The organism is Pseudomonas sp. LG1E9, assembly GCF_003290225.1.
GTDB classification, from domain to species: Bacteria; Pseudomonadota; Gammaproteobacteria; order Pseudomonadales; family Pseudomonadaceae; genus Aquipseudomonas; species Aquipseudomonas cyclaminis.
The window spans coordinates 5261905-5285165 of the sequence record NZ_CP029983.1 but is presented as its reverse complement, the minus strand read 5'-3'; the positions used below and the strand labels follow the sequence as shown (position 1 = coordinate 5285165).

The following is a 23261-nucleotide window of genomic DNA, read 5'->3' as shown; positions in this document are numbered from 1 at the left end:
TTCTTATCTGTACAGGGCGGAATCCTTGCGGGCGTCGCCCTTTTTTGTGCAAGAGCATTATGCAAAGCAGCAGCAACCTGTTTCCCGTCGCCCTGATCAGCGCTGAACGTCGTGGCGACCTGAGTGAAGACGTGTACCGCCTCAAACCCGGTAACAGCCCCGACGGCACTGTCGAGCTGGCGGTTACCCGTTTAGGCTTGGCCGATGTCCCGGAAAACCGGGGCATTCCGGTTATTTTGTTGCACGGCAGTTTTTCCAACCGGCGCTTCTGGTATTCGCCCAAAGGCATCGGCCTGGGCGCTTATCTGGCGCGCCAGGGGTTTGATGTGTGGATCCCGGAAATGCGCGGCCATGGCCTGTCCAAGCGCAACCATGACTATGCGAAAAATCGGGTTGCCGACTACGCGCGCTATGATTTGCCGGCCATCGGTGCGTTTGTGCGCGAGCAAAGTGCCCAGATCCCCCATTGGATCGGCCACTCCCTGGGCGGTACAGCCTTGGCGGCGGCGCTGGGTGGTCAGCACCTGGGCGCACCGGCAGTGGCGTCGGTGGCCTTGTTTGGTTGCCAGGTCAGTCGCACCCACTGGCCCCTGAAACTGCCGCCGGTGGAATGGACCGGTCGATTGCTTCTGAAACGCATTGGAGAGCTGTCCGGCTCACGCCTCAAGCGCGGCCCGGAGGACGAACCGGCGGGCGTGCTGATCGAAGCCATGCGTTGGAATGGCCTGTTTGGACGCTTTGGCGAGGGTAAGCAGGATTGGTGGAAAGGCCTGGCAGACGTCGATGTGCCAGTGTTGGCCGTCAGTGCGGCCGGTGATCATCAGGACCCTGACTGGGCCTGTCGCAAGCTGTTCGAGCAAATCGGTTCTGAGCATCGCCAATACCTTTGCCTGGGTCGCCAGCAAGGGTTTACCGGTGATTTCGGGCATGTGGAAATGCTTGTGAGCAAGGCCGCCCAAACCGAAGTATGGCCACTGGTGGCGCAATGGTTGAAAGACCCGCTCACACCGTTGTTTGGCGCCCCGGCCGAGGTGCTGGCGACGGTTTGACGCAGCGCTCTGCCAAGGGCGTTTCGCTCGTGCAAGGTTGCGGCTAAGATATGACGCGCTGAACGCTTCTGGTCATATTCAGTCGCGCAGTGGCTCTTGCGTTGCGGCGAAGCGAATGGGATGTTCCCCGTCCGCTTCGACCGATACTTCTTTGAAAGACACTTCTTTGGCAGAAAGGAATTTTTCGATGAACCATTACGTGACCCCCGACCTGTGCGACGCCTACCCGGAACTGGTGCAGGTGGTCGAGCCGATGTTCAGCAATTTCGGCGGCAGAGACTCCTTCGGCGGCGAGATCGTCACCATCAAGTGCTTCGAAGACAACTCGTTGGTCAAGGAGCAAGCCGACCAGCCGGGCGCCGGCAAGGTGCTGGTGGTCGACGGGGGCGGTTCCCTGCGGCGGGCGTTGTTGGGCGACATGATTGCCGAAAAGGCCGCGAAAAACGGCTGGGAAGGGCTGGTGATCTACGGTTGCATCCGTGATGTCGATGTCATAGCGCAGACCGATCTTGGCGTGCAGGCCCTGGCCAGCCATCCACTGAAGACCGACAAGCGCGGTATCGGTGACCTGAACGTGGTGGTCACGTTTGCCGGCGTGACCTTCCGTCCGGGTGAGTACATCTATGCGGACAATAATGGCGTGATCGTGTCGCCAAATCCGTTGAAAATGCCTGAATAAACCGCAATAAACGACGGGGTGAGGATGTTCGAGGAAGAAAACGCGCAGTGGGGCCTGGTGCATGCCCTGGTGCTGGACGGTAAAGGCGGTGCGCGTTCGATTGCCCGGACTGAGCTCGATGAATTGCAACTGCAGCCCCAGGAAAGCCTGTGGCTGCATTGGGATCGCAGCCACCCGCAAACGCAGACCTGGCTGCGTAAATCCAGTGGCCTGAGCGAGTTCGCCTGTGACCTGCTGCTGGAGGAGAACACCCGCCCGCGCCTGTTGCCGTTGCCGGAGGCCGAGCTGCTGCTGTTCCTGCGTGGGGTTAACCTCAACCCCGGCGCGGAGCCGGAAGACATGGTTTCGGTGCGTATCTTCGCCGCCGCCAGCCGTGTGATTTCACTGCGTCTTCGCCCGTTGCGGGCGACCGATGAACTGCTGGTGCAACTGGCAGAGGGCAAAGGGCCGAAAACCGCGTCCGAACTCATCCTTTATATGGCGCAGTACCTGACCAATAAGGTGCAGGATCTGGTCACGGACCTGTCTGAAATCGTGGATACCGAGGAAGAAAAACTCGATACCGACGAACGGTACACTCCGGAGCACGGCAGCGTGTTGCAGATCCGCCGGCGAGCGGCCGGGCTCAAGCGATTCCTGGCACCGCAGCGGGACATCTTTGCCCAACTGACGCGGATCAAATTGCCGTGGTTCTGCGACGACGATGCCGACTACTGGAACGAATTGAATAACAGCCTGACCCGCTATCTGGAAGAGCTCGAATTGACCCGCGAGCGCGTGGGGCTTGTGCTGGAGGCCGAAGACAGGCGCTTGAGCGTGCGCATGAACCGCACCATGTACCGCTTCGGGATCATCACCGGGATCTTTTTGCCCATGAGCTTTTTGACGGGGTTGCTGGGTATAAATGTGGGCGGTATACCGTTCTCTGAGAGCCCTTACGGATTCATGGTGGCGTGCCTGTTAATGGTGTCTGTAGCGCTCGGACAATGGTGGCTATTTCGACGATTACGCTGGGTTTGAGCTGAATATCAGCTGAACGTAGGAAGGGTCCTATGTGACCCCAGGAATTTTACCCTCGTCTTTTAAATCACTTGCGAGAGGTCTCTATGCACGATCCGTTCGAACAGTCTTTACGTGACATGCTCAATGCCTCGCCGTCCAACCGTGACGACGATGCCTGCCTGGGCCGCGTGTTGAAAACCGCTAACCGCCAGGTGGGCGCGGGTGACCTGTTCGGTCTGCTCGGCCGCTGGGTGCCGGCCTTGATGATGGCCCTGAACAACGGTTCGGCCCACGTATCGCCGGTTTCTCGTCGTAAACCTCTTGCTCGCACTGCTGATAAGGCTGATTGAATATGGAACTTGATCTCTGGACCCAGAGCCTGGTCACCGCGATGACCGCATTGTGGACCAAGGTGGCGAATTTCATTCCCAACCTGTTTGGTGCGCTGGTCCTGGTATTGCTGGGTTTTGTCGTCGCCAAATTGCTCGACACCCTGTTGTCCAAATTGCTTGCAAAACTCGGCCTCGACCGCCTGATGGCAGGTACAGGTCTGACCAAGCTGCTGGGACGCGCCGGGCTGCAGGTGCCGATCTCCACGTTGATCGGCAAGATCGTTTATTGGTTCGTTTTGCTGATTTTTCTGGTTTCTGCGGCTCAATCCCTTGGACTTGAGCGAGTTTCAGCTACGCTCGACATGCTGGCGCTGTATTTGCCGAAGGTTTTCGGTGGTGCGCTGGTGCTGCTGGTAGGTGTTCTGCTGGCGCAACTGGCCAATGGGCTGGTGCGCGGCGCTGCCGAAGGCGTGGGGCTGGACTATGCTGCTGGCCTGGGGCGGATCGCTCAGGGGCTGGTGATCATCATCAGTATTTCGGTCGCGATCAGCCAGTTGGAGGTCAAGACTGACCTGCTCAACCATGTGATCGTGATCGTTTTGATTACCGTTGGTCTGGCCGTTGCGCTGGCCATGGGCTTGGGAAGCCGGGAAATTGCCGGCCAGATTCTTGCGGGAATCTATGTGCGTGAGCTGTATCAGGTAGGGCAACAGGTGCGTGTAGGCGAGGTCGAAGGGCAAATCGAAGAGATCGGCACAGTCAAGACGACAGTGCTGACCGATGACGGTGACCTGGTGTCGTTGTCCAATCGGATTCTCCTTGAGCAGCAGGTCAGTAGCCGCTAACCCGGTAAACCCTGCTAATGTACGCCGCCGCAAACCCGGCTGACCGGGCTGTAGCGGACATTGACCTGACTGTCGGCACGACTTGTTTTGAATAAAGCCCAAACGCTGTCTACGCGCTACGACCCCCGTGAGCTCTCTGATGAGGAGTTGGTCGCGCGCTCGCACACGGAGCTGTTTCACGTAACTCGCGCGTACGAAGAATTGATGCGCAGGTATCAACGCACTCTGTTCAACGTTTGTTCAAGGTATTTAGGGAACGATAGAGATGCGGACGATGTCTGTCAGGAAGTGATGCTGAAGGTGCTGTACGGCCTGAAGAACTTCGAGGGTAAATCGAAGTTCAAGACATGGCTGTACAGCATCACCTACAACGAGTGCATCACGCAGTATCGGAAGGAACGGCGAAAGCGTCGCTTGATGGACGCTTTGAGTCTGGACCCCCTTGAGGAGGCGACCGAAGAGAAGGCGCCGGCACCCGAGGAGAAGGGCGGACTCGATCGCTGGCTGGTGTATGTGAACCCGATTGACCGAGAAATTCTGGTGCTACGTTTCGTCGCAGAGCTGGAATTCCAGGAAATCGCTGACATCATGCACATGGGTTTGAGTGCTACAAAAATGCGTTACAAACGTGCTCTAGATAAATTACGTGAGAAATTTGCGGGCGAGACTGAAACTTAGTGCGTGGCAAATATCTCTTACGTGTAGGCAAGTTCTGTTAGACTTGTCGCCGAGTTGTCCCCCGGTTTGTGGGACTGCTTTACAATCACCAGATGGGGATTTAACGGATGAAACTGAAAAACACCTTGGGCTTGGCCATTGGTTCTCTTATTGCCGCAACTTCTTTCGGCGTTCTGGCACAAGGCCAAGGCGCAGTTGAAGGCGAGCTGTTCTACAAGAAGCAGTACAACGATAGCGTCAAGCACATCGAAGACGGCTTCAATCCTGGCGCTCGCATCGGTTACTTCCTGACCGACGACCTGTCCTTGAACCTGTCCTACGACAAAACCAACCACACCCGTTCGAACGACGGTACTGGTAACCAGAAGATCAAAGGCGATACCGGCAGCCTGGTTGCCCAGTATCACTTCGGTCAAGCTGGCGTTGACAGCCTGCGTCCATACGTAGAAGGCGGTTTCGGCCACCAGAGCCGTACCAACGTTCAAGCTGACGGCCACAGCGGTCGCGACCAGACTACCTTCGCTACCGTTGGTACTGGCGTGAAGTACTACTTCACCAACAACCTGTACGCTCGTGCCGGTGTTGAAGCTGACTACGGTCTGGACAACGGCAAGTGGGACTACTCCGCACTGGTCGGCCTGGGCGTAAACTTCGGCGGTAACGCTGGCGCAGCTGCTCCAGCTCCTACCCCAGCACCAGCTCCAGAGCCAACTCCAGAGCCAGAAGCTCCAGTTGCTCAGGTTGTTCGTGTTGAGCTGGACGTTAAGTTCGACTTCGACAAGGCCGTTGTTAAGCCTAACAGCTACGGCGACGTGAAAAACCTGGCCGACTTCATGGCTCAGTACCCAGCTACCAACGTAGAAGTTGCTGGTCACACTGACTCCGTAGGTCCAGACGCTTACAACCAGAAGCTGTCCCAGCGTCGTGCTGACGCTGTTAAGCAAGTCCTGGTTAAAGACGGCGTTGCTCCTAGCCGTGTAACTGCTGTTGGTTACGGCGAATCCCGCCCAGTTGCTGACAACGCAACTGAAGCAGGTCGTGCTGTTAACCGTCGCGTAGAAGCGTCGGTTGAAGCTCAAGCTCAGTAATTACTGAGTAGAAAAAAGCCCGGCTCAGGCCGGGCTTTTTTTCGCCTGGAATTTGCCTCAGGCGCTGGCCTGTGCTGCGAAGTGAGCAGCCGGCTCCGTGGCGGCAACGCTGCCGATCACCAGGATTGCCGGGCTCTTCAACGCGAAGGCGTGGGCATCCTCGTGCATCCGCGACAGCTCGCTGCGGCATTCGCGCTGCTGGGGCAGTGATGCATTTTCGATCATCGCCACCGGCATATCCGCTGCCATCCCACCTTCGAGCAATTGCTGGCGAATCTCCTCCAGCTTGGCCACCCCCATATACACCACCAATGTCGTGCCACCTTCAGCCAGCGCGCGCCAATTGAGCCGGCTGTCGTCCTGAGTGTGCGCCGTGACCAGGGTCACACCTCGGCTGACACCGCGTAACGTCAGAGGAATCGCGCAGTTCGTCGCTCCCGCCAACCCTGCGGTGATCCCATTGACCAATTCCACCTCGACGCCGCGCTCGCGCAACCATATGGCCTCTTCGCCACCCCGTCCGAAAATGCACGGGTCGCCGCCTTTGAGCCGAACTACGCATTTTCCTTGGCGGGCATAACGCAGCATCAGGCGGTGGATAAAGTCCTGCGGTGTAGAACGGCAGCCGCCGCGTTTGCCCACGGTAATCACGCGAGCCCCGGCGCAGTGCTCCAGCACGGCCGGGTTGACCAGATCATCGATCAACACCACATCGGCTTCGTTCATGGCTCGTACGGCCTTGAGGGTCAGCAACTCCGGGTCGCCGGGGCCTGCGCCCACCAGCCAGACTTTTGCGTTCATGTGTTTTCCCTCGCGTTGAGACTGCGTCAGCTGTGAAAGAGTGAGTAGAGGAGCACCAGATTGAGCAACATCGACAGCAGCGCCAGGGTTCGCCAGACCTTCAACGGCTCTCGCTCCAGCAACGGCCGGGGGCGAATGTTCAATTCCTGGCGATCCGCCTGCTCCAATACCCGCAACCACTCTTCGGCGGTTTCGTAGCGTTGCGCGGGTTGAGCGGCCACGGCCCGTTCCAGGCTCAGCGGTAGCCAGTCCGGCAGGTCGGGGCGATAACGGCTGGCGCTGACCGCCTGGGTAAACCGGGGCCGTTGGAAGGCTTCGATTTCACCGTAGGGGTAATGCCCGGTCAGCAGGTAATACAAGCTGACGCCTACGCTGTATAAATCCTGCTGGGGCGTAGGACTGTCGCCATTAAACGCTTCGGGCGCGATAAAACTAGGGGTGCCAGGCAGCACATGGGCGCGGTCCTCTGAAAGGCCGGGGCAGTAGGCCAGACCGAAATCCAGCACGCGCAATTCACCGTCCTCCCCCAGCAGCAGGTTTTCCGGTTTGATATCGCGGTGCAGAATCTGCCGTCGATGCAGCATGCCCACTGCGCGCAGCAAGCGCTCGGCCACCGCCTGCCATTGCGCCAGAGGCAGCGGGCCTTGCCGCTCAAACAGCTCGGCGAGGGTCTGCCCTGGATATTCACGCATCACATAGTACAAATGCTGACGCCCGCTGGCCGCATGGACTTCAGGAAACGCCCGACCGGCGACCCGCCGCAAAAACCACTCTTCCGACAGCAATGCCTGGCCGGCGTCGCTGTCATCGTCGCGGCTCAAGGGCAGGGTTTTCAGCAGCCAGGGTTGCTGCTGGGCGTCGCGTACCCGGTACAACAATGACTGCCTGCTTTGCGCCAGCACGGCGTCCACTTGCCAGCCTTCAAAGTGTTGCCCGGCCTTCAGCGGCGGTGGCAAGGGCCATTGCTGCAACTGCACCAAAGCATCGCCGAGGGTGGCTTCGCCGAGGGTGTCGACACGCACCAACAGCGCGCTGGCATTGTCCTGGCTACCTGCCAGATGCGCGGCGTTGACTAGAGTGTTTACCGCCAGATCCAGGTCACTTTGTTCACGCAGGATTGCGCTGATGCTGTGATCGCCCAGGGTCGCCCACACGCCATCGCTGAGCAGCAGGAAACACTCACCCTCGCGCAACTGACCGTCGAGAAAATCCAGCACCAGGTGCTGATCCAGGCCGAGCGCGCGCTTGAGCACATGCTGCATGCCCGGCTGCTCCCACACATGGTCTTCGCTGATGCGCTGCAACTCGCCGTCCAGCCAGCGATACACCCGGCAATCGCCGACATGGGCCAGGGTGAAGCGCTGCCCGCGAAAGACCAGGGCACTGAGGGTGGTGAGCAACGGCTGACCACCGCCATTGGCCTGCAGCCAGCGGTTCTGTGCGAGCAGCAAGCGCTCCAGTGCCTGGGCCACGCCCCAGGTTTGCGGCGTGGCGTAGTAATCCAAAGCCAGGGCCTGCAGGGTCGAGCGGGCGGCCAGGCCACCGTCAGCACACTGGCTCACGCCGTCAGCCATGGCGCAGAGGTAGCCTTTGCTCGCCGCCAGTTCGGCGGCGGGGGTCACCACCCGCAGCGCGTCCTGGTTTTCCGCCCGTGGGCCGATGGCGCTGGCGTGGGCGACGCTCAGTTGCAGGCTCATCAGACGCGCGCGGCGGTCACGGCCGCCGAACCCCAGGTGGTCCTCCAGCGGCGCTTGACGCCATGCAGGCCGAACCAGGCCAACACGCCCAGGCTCGCGAACAACCACAGGGCCAATTGATAGCTTCCGGTGCTCTGCTTGATAGCACCCATGCCCGCCGCCAGGGCGAAACCGCCGATGCCGCCGGCCATGCCGATCAGGCCGGTCATCACGCCGATCTCACGACGAAAACGCTGTGGCACCAACTGGAACACGGCGCCATTGCCCGCGCCCAGACCGAGCATGGTGCAGACGAAAAGAGCCAGTGCCGCGTAGGAGCTGGGCAGGTTGAAGCCGACTGCCGCAATGCAGATGGCAGCGACGCTGTACATGCCGAGCAGCGTGCGAATCCCGCCGAAACGGTCGGCCAGTGCGCCGCCCAGAGGGCGCATCAGGCTGCCACCGAACACGCAGGCGGCGGTGTAGTAGCCGGCGGTCATGGGGCTCAGGCCGTATTGGTCGTTGAAATAGCCGGGCAGGGCGCTGGCCAGGCCGATAAAGCCGCCGAAAGTCACGCTGTAGAAAAACATGAACCACCAGCTGTCGCGGTCGCCCAGGGCCTTGAAGTAATCAGCCATGGACTTGGCTTTTGGCCGCTCAGGGGCATTTTTTGCGAGCCAGGCGAAGACGATCAGGGTCAGGATCAGCGGGATCAGCGCAAAGCCGAACACGTTGCTCCAGCCGAATGCCGCCGCCAGTACCGGGGCCAGCAACGCCGCGAACACCGTGCCCGAATTACCGGCACCGGCAATGCCCATGGCCTTGCCCTGGTGCTCGGCCGGGTACCACTGGGACGCCAGCGGCAATGCCACAGCAAAGGATGCGCCGGCCATGCCGAGGAACAGTCCCAGCAACAAGGCTTGTTCGTAGCTGTGAACGCCTAGTTTCCAAGCGCCGAACAACGCCACGATCACGATCACCTGGCCAATCAGCCCGGCTGTCTTGGGCGACAGTTTGTCGGCCAGCATGCCCATCAAGAAGCGCAACACAGCGCCCGCCAGGATCGGCGTCGCTACCATCAGGCCGCGTTGTTGCGTGGTCAGGTGCAGGTCGGCGGCAATCTGCACTGCCAGCGGGCCCAACAAATACCAGACCATGAAGCTCAGGTCGAAATACAGGAACGCGGCAAACAGGGTCGGGGTGTGCCCGGATTTCCAGAAGCTTGATTTCATCACGCACCTCAACGGTTGGGAGTCTTGTAAGAAGGCCTGGTGATGGAACAGCCAGCTAAGGCCGCCCCACCGGCCCCGTGCTGCGGGGGCCAAAACGAAAAAACGCCGCCACCGGGTTCGCGAGGGCAAACCGGATGTGCGACGTCTTTGTCGTGGAGGGGCAACCGCCGTTGGTTACCTGTGATGATTACTTAGCAAGTCCTGCGCCAACCTTTTATGTGTGTTCAGCCGAGCAACTCACTCATGGCGATAATCTGCTCGGCCACCTGGATCAGTTTCTGCTGGCGGCTCATGGCTTGGCGGCGCATCAGGGTGTAGGCCTCTTCCTCATTGCAGGCTTTCATTTTCATCAACATACCTTTGGCCAACTCGATGCGCTTGCGCTCGGCCAGTTGCTGATCACGCTCCTGAAGCTGGGCGCGCAAGGCCTGGTCGCTTTCAAAACGGGCCATGGCCACGTCGAGGATCGGTTGCAGGCGCTGGGCCTGTATGCCCTCGACGATGTAGGCACTGACCCCGGACTTGATGGCCTGGCGCATCACATTCGGGTCGTGCTCATCGGTAAACATCACGATCGGCCGGGGCTGGTCGCGGCTGACCAGCACCACTTGCTCCATCACATCGCGGCCCGGTGACTCGGTATCGATCAGAATCACATCTGGGCGCACTGTTTCGACGCGTGCTGGCAGGTCGATGGTCAGTCCGGACTCATCGATCACCTCGAAGCCGGCTTCGATCAGTGCTGTGCGCAGGCGCCCGACCTTGCGCGGGGTGTCATTGATCAACAGGATTCGCAGCATAGATGTGCTCCTGTCAGCGCAAGGCTTGGCGGTTGGCGTGGTCGGCGAGGGCATGCAGCCGGAAGCTGTGGGCGTAGCCGACGGGATCCGAGCCGTCCCAGACCTTGCCGTCGATCAACTGGCTGCTGCGCATGTCCTGGCTTTGCGGGGCGATGCCCAAGGCGTCGGCCGCCTGGCGATAAAGCGCCAATTGCTGGACCTGGCGGGCAACGCCTAGATAGTCAGGGTCATCGCGCAGCAGGCCCCAGCGTCGAAACTGGGTCATGAACCACATGCCATCGCAGAGGTACGGCAGGTTCACTTCGCCACCGGCAAAAAAACGCAGGGCATGGGGGTCCTGCCAGTGGTTGCCCAGGCCGTCATCGTAAGTACCCAGCAGACGGGGTTCGATGCAGTCGAGAGGTGCGTCAAGGTACTCGCGGCCGCTGAGCAATTGCGCGGTGGAACGCCGGTTTTCGGTACTTTCTTCAATAAAACGGCTGGCTTCGAGAATGGCCATGACCAACACACGGGCAGTGTTGGGGTATTGGTCGACGAAGGCTTGGGTACAGCCGAGCACTTTTTCCGGATGGTTCGGCCAGATCGTTTGGGTGGTTGCCAGGGTAAACCCCTGATTTTGCGCGACTGCGCTGGCACTCCACGGCTCTCCGACGCAAAAGCCATCAATCCGCCCGGCTTGCAGGTGCGCGACCATTTGCGGGGGCGGTACCACCACGCTGTCCACATCCTGTAACGGATGAATGCCCTGACTCGCCAGCCAGTAGTACAGCCACATGGCGTGGGTACCTGTGGGAAAGGTCTGGGCGAAGGTCAGTTTTGTTCGGCTTTGGTGCACGTGACGGTCCAGCGCCTCAGGAGTGACCACTCCTTGCTGTTGCAGGCCGTGGGACAGGTTGATGCTTTGACCGTTCTGGTTCAATCCCATCAACACGGCCATGTCGGTGGGCGCAACGCCGCCAATGCCCAGGTGAACGGCATAGATCAGCCCGTACAGACTGTGGGCGGCGTCCAATTCACCACTGACCAGTTTGTCCCGCAGGTTGGCCCACGAAGTTTGGCGCTTGAGGTTGAGTGTCAGGCCATAGGGTTGTGCGAAGCCCTGGGTGGCGGCCACCACCAGTGAGGCGCAATCGCTCAGAGCCATGAAGCCCAGGTCGAGGCTGCTCTTTTCCGGAGCATCACTGCCGTTGACCCAGGCCCGCGGGTCGTTCGTCGGGCTGCTGCCTACCGAATCGTTCATCAACACCTACCTTTTCTTTCAAAAAAAAGCGTCGTTCCCTCAGATGGCGATGCGAGGCCATTGCGGGTAACGACGCCTTTGTCCGTAAGCCCGTTCCGCCGTTGGAGTGGGCTCTGATACAGAGTGCAAAGCAAGGCACATGCCACGGGCCGACAAGGACGGTCGGCCGTCAACTTTCCATCAAGATTGAAAGTGGGCGCCCTCTCAGTATGGCCGCTTCTCACTGCCGGACCGGCCAGGAAACCCAAGGTGTACGCTGACTTCACCGTAATGATGCCCCGCTTCTGGCTCCTGCTTGCCGCATTGATGCTGGGCGGCAACGGCGCCTGGGGGGATACCTATCAGGCACAGGACGAAAGCCTGCATACCGTCTTTACCGTCTTGTCCGTGCCTTTAGGCCTGCCCATCGTTGTGAGCCGTGACGTAGCGCGGACACGCATCAGTGAACTCATTGATCTCGATACGCCTCAACACGCGCTGGAGACGCTTGCATTGCAATACAGCTTGATCTGGTACAGCGATGGCCAGGTGCTTTATCTCTATGACGCAAGTGAGGAAAAAAGCTCGGCAGTGGCGTTGCGGCATATCTCCGTTGACAGGTTTCGCAGCCTCATGCGTCGCGCGGGGATTGATGAAACACGCTATCCGTTGCGGGTGAGTGGGGCGCGGACGTTTTACGTGTCAGGCCCGCCCAATTATGTCGACCACGTATTGCACTTGGCCCAATTGATGGACCGCGAGCGTGCCGATTTACGCGCAGGTACCCAGGCGTTCGCAGTGGTGCAGGTGCTCAATACGCATGTGGCAGACCGCGAGTACGGCATGGGCAACGAAACGGTCACCGTGCCGGGAATCGCGTCGACGATCAAAACCGTGCTGGCTGCTGAACAGAAGGGGCCGCTGGCAGACAAGAGTCTGGCCGTAATCGCCTACCCGGATACCAACAGCCTGCTGATCAAGGGCAAACCTGCGCAGCTGAGTGTTATCGAGCGACTGGTGGCAGAACTGGATACACCCAAGCGGTCTGTCGAGGTTTCGTTATGGATGGTGGATGTCGATCGTGACGAACTGAAAAAGCTCGACCCTGCCTGGGATAAGGACGCCAAGACTCAGGCCACGCGAATTCTGGCGCCGCTGGACGATAAGCGTCTGATGGCGCAAATCGCCGCTCTGGAGCGCCGGCGGCGAGCGAGGGTGACGACGTTACCGGTGATCCTCACCCAGGAGAACGTGCCGGCGGTGTTTCAGGACAACCACACCTTTTACCTGCCCCATCCCGGAGATGACTCAACCGACTGGAGGCCTGTGCGTTATGGCGCACAGGTCAGCGTGCTGCCGCGTTTCGCCGAAGCGAACCAGATCGAGATGCTGCTCCACATTGAGGATGGTCGCCAACTGAGCGAAGCAGGGCGGGGCGCAAAACCGGCTGCGGTCGCAAGGGTGGGTATCAGCAGCGTGGTGCGGGTGCCACAGGGCAAGCGCCTGTGGCTGGGCGCGTTTAGCCGCGAGGCGCGCGAGTCGAGCCGTAGCACGGTAGCGTCGGGAGCCGCCAAGGTTCGCCTGTTTGTGATTCAGGCCAGGGCCGTGGACAGCGAGTTGAAGTCGCCGGGATCAGGCCTTGGTGCGCCCCCGTTGACGGCGGCTCAATACGAGCGTGTGCAGCGTGCGTTTGTGCGTCCGGGTCGCGATATCTCTCCGTGAACAAGGTGTTAGCCCATGCATTTGGAAATTCTTCTACAGGAACAACGGGTCAGTCGCAGGCGCCTGGCAGCCTTTGCGCCTGGGAAGGTGCTGCCGTTGGCGCCTGAGGTTATTCACTGTGTGGAATTACGGGTTGATGGCCTGTTGTTCGCCTTGGGTGAACTGGTGCAGTTGGAGGACCGACTAGGGGTAGAACTGCACGAAGTTTACGAGGGGGTGGGAGCCGCTGGCGGGTAGAGAAAAGTCTTACGGGTAGGCCCTGAAAAGTCCTGAATATATGGGCTTTTTCTTACGGTGGAATGTAAGGCAGGTTTTTATAGTTGTGAGATGGGCGCTAGAGCCGGTAGTGGAAATAGGGGCTTCAATGTCAGTAGTCGGATGCCGAGGTAGATATGGCCGTCGTGAGTGATGGGGTGACGGTGACTTCCCAAGTCTTTTCCCAGTGGACCCTGCATGTCGATGGCCGTCTCACCGGCGAGGGCACTGATGTGCAACTGCCGCCCAAGGAGTGGCATGTGTTGCGTTTGCTGCTGGTCTCAGGGGGCGTGCTGATGACCAAGGATCAATTGCTGGAGCTGGCCTGGCCCCAAGGGGAGGTCGCCGAAGAATCGCTGACGCGGTGCATTTATTCGTTGCGCAAGCACTTGGGTGCAGACAAAGGGTTTATCAAGACGATATACGGTCGAGGGTATCGCTTTACCTGCCCGGTGAGGGCTGTGTCGCCAGTTCAAGGTCGCACCGGGCACCAGGAGCATGTGTGTTCGGCCTGTGGTCAAGTCAACCATGGGTAAGGTGTGGCGCGCAGTGCTGTTGCTTGGAGTCTTGATGAGTGGCAATCAGGCCTTGGCCTTTTGCTGGGAGGAAACGGCCCGTCGCTACGATATCGAGCCGGAGTTGCTGCAAGCGATCGCTGCCGTGGAGTCAGGCTATCGACCAGACGCGATGAATAATGCCAACAGTAATGGCACCCGGGATATTGGTCTGATGCAGATCAACAGCATCCACTTGCCTCGTTTGCTCAAGCTGGGCATCACCGAAGAGCGACTGTTGAGTGAACCCTGCCTCTCGGTGGAAGTGGCGGCGTCGATACTGGTCGAGTTCATCCAGCGCTTTGGTTATAACTGGACGGCGGTGGGGGCCTACAACGCCGGACCAGGTCCCGGGCCACTGCGTGAGGCGCTGCGCATGCGCTATGCAGAAAAAGTCTGGGGGCGTTATGAGGCTTTGGTACAGCAGCGCTATTGACGTTTGGGCGGCACGCCTCGCGTGCAGCCCGTCACCCCGGCTATAATCGCCGCCACCTTTCGCCGCCATCCGAGTCTAGCCCGCCCATGTATACCCTGGCCCGCCAGCTGTTGTTCAAACTCTCCCCGGAAACCTCCCACGATCTGTCCCTGGACCTGATCGGCGCCGGTGGCCGTCTGGGGCTTAATGGCCTGGTATGCAAGGCCCCGGCAAAGATGCCGGTGTCGGTAATGGGGCTCGACTTCCCTAACCCGGTCGGACTGGCCGCCGGCCTGGACAAGAACGGCGCGGCCATTGATGGTTTTGCACAACTGGGCTTTGGTTTTGTCGAGATCGGCACCGTGACGCCGCGACCGCAACCGGGTAACCCCAAGCCGCGTATTTTCCGTTTGCCGGAAGCGGAGGCGATCATCAATCGCATGGGGTTCAACAACCTCGGCGTCGATCACCTGCTGTCGCGGGTTGAGGCAGCGAAGTACAAGGGCATCCTGGGCATCAATATCGGCAAGAATTTCGATACACCGGTCGAGCGTGCAGTCGATGACTACCTGATCTGCCTGGACAAGGTCTACGCCCACGCCAGCTACGTCACCGTCAACGTCAGCTCGCCCAACACGCCGGGCCTGCGTAGCTTGCAGTTTGGTGATTCCCTCAAGCAATTGCTCGAAGCGTTGCGTCAGCGCCAGGAAGACTTGGCCCTGCGCCATGGCAAGCGTGTACCGCTTGCAATCAAGATCGCCCCGGACATGAGCGACGAAGAAACTGCGCTAGTGGCTCAGGCCCTGGTGGATTCCGGTATGGACGCGGTGATCGCCACCAATACCACCCTCAGCCGTGTTGGCGTCGAAGGGTTGGCCCATGGCGATGAAGCGGGTGGCCTGTCGGGTGCGCCGGTGCGGGACAAGAGCACTCACATCGTCAAGGTACTGGCTGCTGAGCTGGCCGGGCGTCTGCCCATTATTGCGGTGGGTGGTATTACCGAAGGCAAGCACGCGGCCGAGAAGATCGCCGCCGGCGCAAGCCTGGTGCAGCTGTACTCCGGCTTTATCTACAAGGGCCCGGCGCTGATTCGTCAATCGGTGGATGCCATCGCCGCATTGCGTTGAAGGATCGCCCATTAAAAAGGGCTCCATAAAGGAGCCCCCTGGGCCGAAGCCCGCCGCCCGGATAGGACGTGCGTGGTTAAGTCGTTACATATTCGTGGTGATGTCGGAATTAAGTGCCCTTGATTAGCCGACGGCGTGAAGTTCGTTGAGTCTGTGGATTCCCGCAGTGCCAGTCATACCGTCCCAGTTGTCGCCGCGTCCTTCTCGCCAGCCGTTGATCCAGGCTTGGCGTACCGACGGTAGAGTAAATGGGCAAAGCTCACGGGATTTGCCATGAACGCCATATTGATATCCGCGTAAAAATGCTCTTTCCAACGGATCACGCTTAAGTCTTCTCATAGGGTGTTTCCCTCACTTGTTGACTGTCTTGATATCCTTCGGCCTCGTCTGAGGCCGGGCAGAGTTTTTCTGCCGTTGGTGGGCTCGCTGCCGGCGTGGCGAGCCTAGGTGTCGACGTCGTTACGGCGCCAACCTGTGTTGAGTTCTAACCAATAGGTCACATGGATTCAATGATCGTTTTGTCATAAGCACGTAACGATAACGATGCTATAGCCATAAGCTGGGATGGCTTTTCGCCCCATTTGTGCAGCAAAGCCAGCTATGATGCACCCTGCACAGAGGAAGGATTTAATCCTTTAGTGAGAATGTCCCCCTGTTGCGGTCGGTTACTATTCGACGAAGGGTCGGAATATTTCTTTTTGTTGCTTCAAAAATTCACTCTGCCCCGTCAATAAAGGCTCAAGGGCCCGTCAGACGGGGTGGGACGGCACATTCGTGCCACGCGGGCACTCTTCAAGAAAAGTGCTTGATTGAAAACCGAGCCGGCGATGCGTCGCCCGTTCATTTATTGCTGAAAAGCCTGGATTGCCCCATGTCGGACCGTTTTGAACTCTTCCTCACCTGCCCCAAGGGCCTCGAAGGCCTGCTGATCGAGGAAGCCGTCGGGCTTGGCCTTGAGGAAGCCCGCGAGCACACCTCGGCCGTGCGCGGCATGGCCGACATGGAAACCGCCTACCGCCTTTGCCTCTGGTCGCGCCTGGCCAACCGCGTGTTGCTGGTACTCAAGCGTTTCCCGATGAAGGACGCCGAAGACCTTTACCACGGCGTGCTGGATATCGAGTGGGCCGACCATATGGTCAGCGACGGCACCCTGGCCGTGGAATTCAGCGGTCACGGCTCGGGCATCGACAACACCCACTTCGGCGCGCTGAAGGTCAAGGATGCAATCGTCGACAAGCTGCGCACCCCGACCGGTGAGCGCCCGTCCATCGACAAGATCAACCCGGACCTGCGCATCCATCTGCGCCTGGACCGTGGCGAAGCGATCCTCTCCCTCGACCTTTCCGGCCACAGCCTGCACCAGCGCGGCTATCGCCTGCAGCAGGGCGCAGCACCGCTGAAGGAAAACCTGGCGGCCGCGATCCTGATCCGTGCCGGCTGGCCGCGCATCGCTGCCGAAGGCGGCGCGCTGACCGACCCGATGTGTGGTGTGGGTACGTTCCTGGTCGAAGGCGCGATGATTGCCGCCGACATGGCGCCCAACCTCAATCGCGAACTGTGGGGCTTCACCACCTGGCTCGGCCACGTGCCGGCGCTGTGGAAGAAACTGCACACCGAGGCCACTGAACGTGCCGCCATCGGCATGAACAAGACCCCGCTGTGGGTGCGTGGCTACGAAGCTGATCCACGGCTGATCCAGCCTGCGCGCAACAACATCGAGCGTGCTGGCCTGAGCCATTGGATCAAGGTGTACCAAGGCGAAGTCGGCACTTTCGAGCCGCGCCCGGACCAGAACCAGAAAGGCCTGGTGATCTGCAACCCACCCTACGGCGAGCGCCTGGGTGACGAAGCCAGCCTGTTGTACCTCTACCAGAACCTCGGCGAGCGTCTGCGCCAGGCGTGCATGGGTTGGGAGGCGGCGGTGTTCACCGGCGCGCCGGACCTGGGCAAGCGCATGGGCATCCGCAGCCACAAGCAGTATTCGTTCTGGAACGGCGCCTTGCCGTGCAAGCTGCTGCTGATCAAGGTCAACCCAGACCAGTTTGTCACCGGCGAGCGCCGCACCCCGGAGCAGCGCCAGGCCGAACGTGAGCAAGCCGCTTACGATCAGGCCCCGGTCGAGCCACAAGAGCGCCAGTACAACAAGAACGGCAATCCTATCAAGCCAGCCCCGGCCCCCGTGGTCGAGCAGGCGCGCCTGAGCGAAGGCGGGCAGATGTTCGCCAACCGCCTGCAGAAGAACCTCAAGCTGCTGGGCAAGTGGGCCAAGCGTGAAGGCGTGGATTGCTACCGTGTGTACGACGCCGACATGCCGGAATACTCCATGGCCATCGACCTCTACCACGATTGGGTGCACGTACAGGAATACGCCGCGCCGAAGTCCATCGACCCGGAAAAAGCCTCCGCACGCATGTTCGATGCTCTGGCGGCTATTCCCCAGGCGCTGAACATCGACAAGAGCCGTGTGGTGGTCAAGCGTCGCGAGCGCCAGAGCGGCACCAAGCAGTACGAGCGCCAGAGCGCCCAAGGCAAGTTCACCGAAGTCAGTGAAGGTGGCGTGAAGCTGTTGGTCAACCTCACCGATTACCTGGATACCGGTCTGTTCCTCGACCACCGCCCGATGCGCATGCGCATTCAGAAGGAAGCGGCCGGCAAGCGCTTCCTCAATCTGTATTGCTACACCGCTACCGCCAGCGTGCACGCTGCCAAGGGCGGCGCGCGCAGCACCACCAGCGTTGACCTGTCCAAGACCTATCTGGACTGGGCGCGTCGCAACTTCTCCCTCAACGGTTTTTCCGACAAAAACCGCCTGGAGCAGGGCGACGTGATGGCGTGGCTGGAAGCCAGTCGTGATGAGTTCGACCTGATCTTCATCGACCCGCCGACCTTCTCCAACTCCAAGCGCATGGAAGGTATCTTCGACGTGCAGCGTGACCACGTGCAGTTGCTGGACCTGGCCATGGCACGCCTGGCACCGGGTGGCGTGCTGTACTTCTCGAACAACTTCCGCAAGTTCGTGTTGGAGGACAACCTCAGCGAACGCTACGCCGTCGAGGAAATCAGCGACAAGACCCTCGACCCGGATTTTGCGCGCAACGCCAAGATCCACCGCGCCTGGAAAATCACGGCGCGCGGATAACCAACAACCTAAAGCCGCAAGCCTGGTTTATTCCGGTCTTGCGGCTTTTTTGCGCTGGTCAAACCCTGGGCCGATGGCTATAACTTAAGGCCTAGCCAAAGTGACACCCCCGCACGCTGGCGTTGTGAGTGTTGCTTATGCCGATGCAAGCCGTTCGCCCGAAAATCCTAGGTTTTATCAGTGAGCAGGCGTCGGCTTGGCTGGTGGCATTGGTGGTGTTTCTGGCCGGCGGTGCGCTGACGCTCATAGTCGCCTGGGCGGCCTCCGACCTCTATCAACAACAGGTGCGCCAGCGTTTTCAGTTGCTGGTCAACGAGCGCTATACCCGTCTGCAGGAACGCTTCGACGATCAGGAGCAGCGCCTCAACAGCATTCGGCGGTTTTTCGTCAATTCCGACGAAGTGTCTCGCGAAGAATTCGATGGTTTCGCCCAGCCTTTACTGTTGCGCACCCGTGCCTATTCCTGGGCGCCGCGGGTGTTTCGCGATCAGCGCAGCCAGTTTGAACACGCGGTGTCCCAGCAGCGCGGCGTGTCTTTTGTCATCCGTGAATTAAATACTGCCGGTGAGCTGGTTCCGACGCGCGAACGCGATGAATACGTGCCGGTGCTCTACAGTCAGACCCAAAGCCTGCTGGGCTCACCCCTGGGTTTTGATCTGCTGGCTCAACCGCTGCGGCGTTCAGCCCTTGAACGTGCACAAAAGAGCGGCAAGCTGGCGGTGTCCCAGCCCATGCAACTGGTCGGCGTCGAGCCTGCCTACGCCACTGGGGTGTTGCTGGTGGCGCCGGTCAGCCACCTGCCCACTTCCGATCAGTCCCAGAACGAGCCCTTTGGCTACGTGATGGCGGTGATCAGCATGCGCCAGTTAGTGGCCGATGGTTTGCCCAAGCCAGAACGGGACAACCTGGTGATGCAGATCGTCGACACATCCGACCTGGACAAACGCGTGCTCTATGAGACCAGCAATACCGTGGGAAGCAGCGATCTGCTCGGTGCGCGACGTCTTACCCTGGGTGACCATGTATATGCCCTGACCCTGCGTCCGAGCCAGGTGTTCGACCAGTCCAACCATTCCTCCCTGACCACCATCCTGACCATGGGCGGCTTGCTCAGCCTGTTGCTCGGCGCTTTGCTCTATGTGCTGGTCAGTCAGCGTCAGCGCGCCGTGAAACTGGTGGAGCAGCGCACCGTGCAGTTGCGTCTGCGTGAGCAGGAGTTGCGCGGTGCCCACGGTCAATTGCGCAGCGTGCTGAATGCTGCGACCCAGGTGGCAATCATTGCCACCGACTTGCGCGGTGTTATCAATACCTTCAACGCCGGTGCCGAGCAGATGCTCGGGTTATGCGCCCAGCAGGTGGTGGGCAAATTGACCCTGGAAAGCCTGCACCTGGCGCCGGAACTGGAAGCCCGTGCTGCCAGCCTGAGCGTGGCCCTGGGCAAGCGAATCCCGGCCAGCCAGGCGATGCTGGTGGAGAGCCCCGACAACCTGCACGAAGCCCGCGAATGGACCTTGGTGCGCGAGGACCGCAGCCAGTTGACCGTTACCATGCTGGCCACTGTGCTGCTGGATGATCACGGTTTGTGGATCGGGCACCTGGCGATCTACCTGGACATTACCGAGCAGAAACGGGCTTACGAAGCGTTGGCGGCCCGCGACCGCCTGCTCAAGAAACTCAGCGCCCATGTGCCGGGCGGGATCTTCCAGTTCACCCTTGAGCCCCACGAAAACTGGCGGTTTATCTATGCCAGTGATGGCATGCGCGACATTTATGAAATCGAAACCGGGGTGTTGCAGCAGGACGCGAAGAAGGTCTTCGAGCGTATCCACCCCCTGGACCTGGAGCGGGTGCGCGCCTCGATTCGCCTGTCGGCATTGCAGTTGAGCCATTGGCGTGAAGAATACCGGGTGCTGTTGCCGCAGCGCGGGTTGCGCTGGATTCGCGGCGAGGCCACCCCGGAAGAATTACCGGGTGGCGGTACGCTGTGGCATGGCTATGTGTCGGACATTTCCGATTTGAAGCGGGTTGAAGAGGAGTTGCGTGCGCTGTCCATCACTGACTCACTGACCGGGATCCACAACCGCCGCTACTTCCAGGACCGCCTCAGGGCCGAAATGGCGCGACTCAACCGGACCAATGGGGCGTTGTCGGTGATCATGCTCGATATTGACCACTTCAAGCGCATCAACGACAAGCATGGGCACGCGGTCGGCGACGCGGTGTTACAGGAATTGTGCAAACGCATCAGCGAACGCTTGCGCCGCACCGATGTGTTCTGCCGGCTGGGTGGTGAGGAGTTCATGGTGCTGTGCCCCCACACGGATGGGGAGCAGGCGTATAGCTTGGCGATGGAGTTGTGGCAGTCACTGCGCAACGAGCCGATGGAAACGGTGGGCATCGTCACCGCGAGCTTTGGCGTGGCCAGTTGGCGGATCGACGAGGGTATTGACGGGTTGTTGCTGCGCGCCGACTCGGCTGTGTATGTGGCCAAGCAGGCGGGCAGGGATCGGGTGGAGGCGGAGCGGCTTCGGGCTTGATTAACAGGGTCTTTCAGGCAAGCCAGCTCCCACCTTGGATCGATGTCGTTATTTAGAGCACAGGCGCAGCCGCTGCCAGTTTAGGCTGGCGATACAGGTCCAGCAGCACCTGATCCAGCACCGACGAGGCGCCCCATGGCTTCGGATCGTTGAGAATCGCCACCACCGCCCAGGTATTGCCGTTGTTGTCGCGGCTGAACCCGGCAATGGCGCGCACGGTGTTCAGGGTGCCGGTCTTGACGTGGGCTTCGCCGCGCATGGCCGTGGTCTTCAGGCGTTTGCGCATGGTGCCGTCGGTGCCGGCAATCGGCATCGAACTGATGTACTCCGCAGCGTAGGGGCTTTTCCAGGCTGCTTGCAGCATCGCCGCCATCTCGCGGGCGCTGACCCGTTCGGCACGGGACAGGCCGGAGCCGTTCTCCATCACCAGATGTGGCGCAGTGATGCCTTTTTTCGCCAGCCATTGGCGCACTACGCGCTGCGCGGCCTTGGCATCATCGCCGTCGGCATCGTTGCGAAACTGGGCGCCCAGGCTCAAGAACAGCTGCTGGGCCATGGTGTTGTTACTGTACTTGTTGATGTCGCGGATGATTTCCGCCAGGTCCGGCGAGAATGCACGGGCCAGCACCTTGGCATCCTTGGGCACGGGCGCCTGGATATCACGGCCCTGGATGCTGCCGCCCAGTTCCTGCCAGATTGCCCGCACGGCGCCGGCGGTGTAGGTGGCATGGTCGAGCAGCGACAGGTACGTCTGCGAGCTGCAGCCTTCGGCCAACTGTCCGCTGACGGTCACTGTCATGCTGCCATCGGCGGCAGTGACGGGGTTGTAGCGCACGTCGCCGGTGCACTGCTTGGCGTTGGAGACTTTGACCTGGTTGTCGATGCGGATGCTGGCAATGGGGGGCTCGACCGACACAATCACGCGGCCCGAGTCGTTGCGCGTCACAAAGCGCAGCGCCTTGAGGTTGACCAGCAGCGCATCCGGCTTGACCAGGAACGGTTTGTTCTCGTCGTTACCGTCGTCATTGAATTCAGGCAATTGCGGTTGGTTGAAGAAACTGCGGTCTAGCACCAGGTCGCCGGTGACTTGCTGCACGCCATTGGCGCGCAGGTCACGCATCAGCAGCCAGAGTTTTTCCATGTTCAGCTTGGGGTCGCCGCCGCCCTTGAGGTAAAGGTTGCCGTGCAACACGCCACCACTGAGGGTGCCGTCGGTGTAGAACTCGGTTTTCCACTGGTGGTTGGGGCCGAGCATCTCCAGGGCCGCGTAAGTGGTGACCAGCTTCATGGTCGAGGCGGGGTTCACCGAGACGTCAGCATTGAAAACCGTGGGGGTGCCGGGGCCATTCAGAGGAATCATGACCAGGGACAGGGCGGTGTTTTGCAGCTTGGCTTTGGCAAGTGCCTGCTGGACATTTGGTGGCAGGGTGGTGTTGACGGGGGCAGCGGAGACGGAAAACGCCAGTGGCAGAATAAAACCGGCAAAAAATACGGAACGCAAAGATTTGATCATAAGAAGTAAAACCCTACTGCTGAGGAGGGTGAAAAAGGCGAGGGGTAAATAAGAAAAATCCCTCATTGGTCATGAAAGTGTCGGCATTATGCCCCAAGGTGGGCGCACTTGTAGCTGAACCATAGCTGGAAATCGGCGTTTTTTTGCAGGCATTGCACCGCCTGTCCCAGAGAGTCGGGCAATTGCCGCCTTAAACTGCTAAAGTGCCGCCCGTTATTACTTATGAGGATTGTTCCAATGGCGACTAACCGTTCCCAGCGTCTGCGCAAAAAACTGTGCGTTGATGAATTTCAAGAGCTGGGTTTCGAACTGAACCTGGACTTCAACGAAGGCCTGAGTGAAGAAGCTATCGACGCTTTCCTCGAAGCATTCATCAAAGAAGCCATGGAAGCCAACGGTCTGGGCTATGTCGGCGGCGATGACTTCGGTCTGGTTTGCCTGCAGAAGCGTGGTTCGGTCTCCGAAGAGCAGCGCGCTGCCGTCGAAGCCTGGCTGAAAACCCGTTCCGAGCTGACCAAGGCTGAAGTCAGCCCGTTGCTGGACGTGTGGTATCCGGAAAAGCCGATCAACGCGGCTAAGTGATACTGAAAAAAACGGC

At 59.9% G+C, this 23261-nt stretch carries 22 protein-coding genes; 15 read left to right on the top strand and 7 right to left on the bottom strand.

All coding sequences use genetic code 11. The annotated features are described in order from the left end of the window. Positions 1-59 precede the first annotated feature (59 nt). The 7 genes from DNK50_RS24170 to DNK50_RS24140 all read left to right on the top strand — a co-directional run bounded on the left by DNK50_RS24170 (position 60) and on the right by DNK50_RS24140 (position 5673). Positions 60-1049 (top strand): alpha/beta fold hydrolase, encoded by a 990-nt coding sequence (locus DNK50_RS24170; RefSeq protein ID WP_112196454.1) that lies wholly within the window; start codon positions 60-62, stop codon positions 1047-1049. Positions 1050-1236: 187 nt separating this feature from the next. Next, positions 1237-1728 carry a ribonuclease E activity regulator RraA gene (gene rraA, locus DNK50_RS24165; RefSeq protein WP_112196453.1) on the top strand — a complete coding sequence of 164 codons (492 nt, stop codon included), beginning with the start codon at positions 1237-1239 and terminating at the stop codon, positions 1726-1728. Between the two features lie 24 nt (positions 1729-1752). Further along, positions 1753-2748 carry a zinc transporter ZntB gene (locus DNK50_RS24160; RefSeq protein WP_112196452.1) on the top strand — a complete coding sequence of 332 codons (996 nt, stop codon included), beginning with the start codon at positions 1753-1755 and terminating at the stop codon, positions 2746-2748. An 86-nt stretch (positions 2749-2834) separates the two neighbouring features. Next, positions 2835-3080 (top strand): hypothetical protein, encoded by a 246-nt coding sequence (locus DNK50_RS24155; protein ID WP_025854229.1) that lies wholly within the window; start codon positions 2835-2837, stop codon positions 3078-3080. A 2-nt stretch (positions 3081-3082) separates the two neighbouring features. After that, positions 3083-3907, top strand: coding sequence for a mechanosensitive ion channel domain-containing protein (locus DNK50_RS24150; RefSeq protein ID WP_003175519.1), 825 nt, complete (start codon positions 3083-3085; stop codon positions 3905-3907). Positions 3908-3994: 87 nt separating this feature from the next. After that, entirely contained in the window at positions 3995-4585 is a 591-nt protein-coding gene (sigX, locus tag DNK50_RS24145; RefSeq protein WP_099582702.1) for an RNA polymerase sigma factor SigX, read from the top strand. A 107-nt stretch (positions 4586-4692) separates the two neighbouring features. Next, positions 4693-5673, top strand: coding sequence for an OmpA family protein (locus DNK50_RS24140; protein ID WP_003175517.1), 981 nt, complete (start codon positions 4693-4695; stop codon positions 5671-5673). A 57-nt stretch (positions 5674-5730) separates the two neighbouring features. Here DNK50_RS24140 and cobA read toward each other — a convergent pair whose 3' ends face one another. From cobA to DNK50_RS24115, 5 genes are all read right to left on the bottom strand, one after another. Further along, positions 5731-6474, bottom strand: coding sequence for a uroporphyrinogen-III C-methyltransferase (gene cobA, locus DNK50_RS24135; protein WP_112196451.1), 744 nt, complete (start codon positions 6472-6474; stop codon positions 5731-5733). A 26-nt stretch (positions 6475-6500) separates the two neighbouring features. Next, the gene (locus DNK50_RS24130; protein WP_112196450.1) at positions 6501-8171 is read right to left on the bottom strand and encodes a bifunctional protein-serine/threonine kinase/phosphatase; all 1671 of its coding nucleotides are present in this window, start codon (positions 8169-8171) and stop codon (positions 6501-6503) included. Continuing rightward, entirely contained in the window at positions 8171-9382 is a 1212-nt protein-coding gene (locus tag DNK50_RS24125; protein ID WP_099582699.1) for a NarK/NasA family nitrate transporter, read from the bottom strand. The genes DNK50_RS24130 and DNK50_RS24125 overlap by 1 nt, the downstream gene beginning before the upstream one ends. Positions 9383-9606: 224 nt before the next feature. Beyond that, positions 9607-10182, bottom strand: a complete 576-nt coding sequence (locus DNK50_RS24120; RefSeq protein ID WP_112196449.1) for an ANTAR domain-containing response regulator — start codon at positions 10180-10182, stop codon at positions 9607-9609. Between the two features lie 13 nt (positions 10183-10195). Continuing rightward, complete coding sequence (locus DNK50_RS24115; protein ID WP_112196448.1) at positions 10196-11422, bottom strand: CmpA/NrtA family ABC transporter substrate-binding protein; 1227 nt, start codon at positions 11420-11422, stop codon at positions 10196-10198. Between the two features lie 273 nt (positions 11423-11695). Between DNK50_RS24115 and sctC the strand changes: the two genes are divergently transcribed. From sctC to DNK50_RS24090, 5 genes are all read left to right on the top strand, one after another. Then, positions 11696-13123 carry a type III secretion system outer membrane ring subunit SctC gene (gene sctC, locus DNK50_RS24110; RefSeq protein ID WP_112196991.1) on the top strand — a complete coding sequence of 476 codons (1428 nt, stop codon included), beginning with the start codon at positions 11696-11698 and terminating at the stop codon, positions 13121-13123. Between the two features lie 15 nt (positions 13124-13138). Beyond that, positions 13139-13360, top strand: a complete 222-nt coding sequence (locus DNK50_RS24105; RefSeq protein WP_099582696.1) for a FliM/FliN family flagellar motor switch protein — start codon at positions 13139-13141, stop codon at positions 13358-13360. A 155-nt stretch (positions 13361-13515) separates the two neighbouring features. Further along, positions 13516-13914 (top strand): winged helix-turn-helix domain-containing protein, encoded by a 399-nt coding sequence (locus DNK50_RS24100; protein WP_112196447.1) that lies wholly within the window; start codon positions 13516-13518, stop codon positions 13912-13914. After that, positions 13907-14368: a transglycosylase SLT domain-containing protein gene (locus tag DNK50_RS24095; protein WP_177411563.1), complete on the top strand. Its 462-nt coding sequence runs from the start codon at positions 13907-13909 to the stop codon at positions 14366-14368. Before DNK50_RS24100 ends, DNK50_RS24095 begins: the two co-directional genes overlap by 8 nt. An 86-nt stretch (positions 14369-14454) precedes the next feature. Next, positions 14455-15474, top strand: coding sequence for a quinone-dependent dihydroorotate dehydrogenase (locus DNK50_RS24090; protein ID WP_112196446.1), 1020 nt, complete (start codon positions 14455-14457; stop codon positions 15472-15474). A 123-nt stretch (positions 15475-15597) separates the two neighbouring features. On the opposite strand, the gene rmf is transcribed toward DNK50_RS24090, so the two are convergent. After that, positions 15598-15813 carry a ribosome modulation factor gene (gene rmf / locus DNK50_RS24085; RefSeq protein WP_002553055.1) on the bottom strand — a complete coding sequence of 72 codons (216 nt, stop codon included), beginning with the start codon at positions 15811-15813 and terminating at the stop codon, positions 15598-15600. A gap of 532 nt (positions 15814-16345) precedes the next feature. On the opposite strand from rmf, the gene rlmKL reads away from it, so the two are divergent. Next, positions 16346-18613: a bifunctional 23S rRNA (guanine(2069)-N(7))-methyltransferase RlmK/23S rRNA (guanine(2445)-N(2))-methyltransferase RlmL gene (gene rlmKL / locus DNK50_RS24075; protein ID WP_099582693.1), complete on the top strand. Its 2268-nt coding sequence runs from the start codon at positions 16346-16348 to the stop codon at positions 18611-18613. A gap of 137 nt (positions 18614-18750) precedes the next feature. Beyond that, positions 18751-21150, top strand: a complete 2400-nt coding sequence (locus tag DNK50_RS24070) for a diguanylate cyclase (protein WP_112196445.1) — start codon at positions 18751-18753, stop codon at positions 21148-21150. A 52-nt stretch (positions 21151-21202) separates the two neighbouring features. On the opposite strand, the gene dacB is transcribed toward DNK50_RS24070, so the two are convergent. After that, on the bottom strand, positions 21203-22663 hold the full coding sequence (gene dacB, locus DNK50_RS24065) for a D-alanyl-D-alanine carboxypeptidase/D-alanyl-D-alanine-endopeptidase (protein WP_099582691.1): 1461 nt from the start codon (positions 22661-22663) through the stop codon (positions 21203-21205). Between the two features lie 237 nt (positions 22664-22900). On the opposite strand from dacB, the gene DNK50_RS24060 reads away from it, so the two are divergent. After that, positions 22901-23245, top strand: coding sequence for a YggL family protein (locus tag DNK50_RS24060; protein WP_016979277.1), 345 nt, complete (start codon positions 22901-22903; stop codon positions 23243-23245). The last annotated feature ends 16 nt before the right edge of the window (positions 23246-23261 follow it).

Bases quoted from the DNA above. Each gene is read 5' to 3' on its own strand.
- DNK50_RS24170 (WP_112196454.1), top strand. From the start codon at position 60: ATGCAAAGCAGCAGCAACCTGTTTCCCGTCGCCCTGATCAGCGCTGAA.
- rraA (WP_112196453.1), top strand. From the start codon at position 1,237: ATGAACCATTACGTGACCCCCGACCTGTGCGACGCCTACCCGGAACTG.
- DNK50_RS24160 (WP_112196452.1), top strand. From the start codon at position 1,753: ATGTTCGAGGAAGAAAACGCGCAGTGGGGCCTGGTGCATGCCCTGGTG.
- DNK50_RS24155 (WP_025854229.1), top strand. From the start codon at position 2,835: ATGCACGATCCGTTCGAACAGTCTTTACGTGACATGCTCAATGCCTCG.
- DNK50_RS24150 (WP_003175519.1), top strand. From the start codon at position 3,083: ATGGAACTTGATCTCTGGACCCAGAGCCTGGTCACCGCGATGACCGCA.
- DNK50_RS24140 (WP_003175517.1), top strand. From the start codon at position 4,693: ATGAAACTGAAAAACACCTTGGGCTTGGCCATTGGTTCTCTTATTGCC.
- cobA (WP_112196451.1), bottom strand. From the start codon at position 6,474: ATGAACGCAAAAGTCTGGCTGGTGGGCGCAGGCCCCGGCGACCCGGAG.
- DNK50_RS24130 (WP_112196450.1), bottom strand. From the start codon at position 8,171: ATGAGCCTGCAACTGAGCGTCGCCCACGCCAGCGCCATCGGCCCACGG.
- DNK50_RS24125 (WP_099582699.1), bottom strand. From the start codon at position 9,382: ATGAAATCAAGCTTCTGGAAATCCGGGCACACCCCGACCCTGTTTGCC.
- DNK50_RS24120 (WP_112196449.1), bottom strand. From the start codon at position 10,182: ATGCTGCGAATCCTGTTGATCAATGACACCCCGCGCAAGGTCGGGCGC.
- DNK50_RS24115 (WP_112196448.1), bottom strand. From the start codon at position 11,422: ATGAACGATTCGGTAGGCAGCAGCCCGACGAACGACCCGCGGGCCTGG.
- sctC (WP_112196991.1), top strand. From the start codon at position 11,696: ATGCCCCGCTTCTGGCTCCTGCTTGCCGCATTGATGCTGGGCGGCAAC.
- DNK50_RS24105 (WP_099582696.1), top strand. From the start codon at position 13,139: ATGCATTTGGAAATTCTTCTACAGGAACAACGGGTCAGTCGCAGGCGC.
- DNK50_RS24100 (WP_112196447.1), top strand. From the start codon at position 13,516: ATGGCCGTCGTGAGTGATGGGGTGACGGTGACTTCCCAAGTCTTTTCC.
- DNK50_RS24095 (WP_177411563.1), top strand. From the start codon at position 13,907: ATGGGTAAGGTGTGGCGCGCAGTGCTGTTGCTTGGAGTCTTGATGAGT.
- DNK50_RS24090 (WP_112196446.1), top strand. From the start codon at position 14,455: ATGTATACCCTGGCCCGCCAGCTGTTGTTCAAACTCTCCCCGGAAACC.
- rmf (WP_002553055.1), bottom strand. From the start codon at position 15,813: ATGAGAAGACTTAAGCGTGATCCGTTGGAAAGAGCATTTTTACGCGGA.
- rlmKL (WP_099582693.1), top strand. From the start codon at position 16,346: ATGTCGGACCGTTTTGAACTCTTCCTCACCTGCCCCAAGGGCCTCGAA.
- DNK50_RS24070 (WP_112196445.1), top strand. From the start codon at position 18,751: ATGCCGATGCAAGCCGTTCGCCCGAAAATCCTAGGTTTTATCAGTGAG.
- dacB (WP_099582691.1), bottom strand. From the start codon at position 22,663: ATGATCAAATCTTTGCGTTCCGTATTTTTTGCCGGTTTTATTCTGCCA.
- DNK50_RS24060 (WP_016979277.1), top strand. From the start codon at position 22,901: ATGGCGACTAACCGTTCCCAGCGTCTGCGCAAAAAACTGTGCGTTGAT.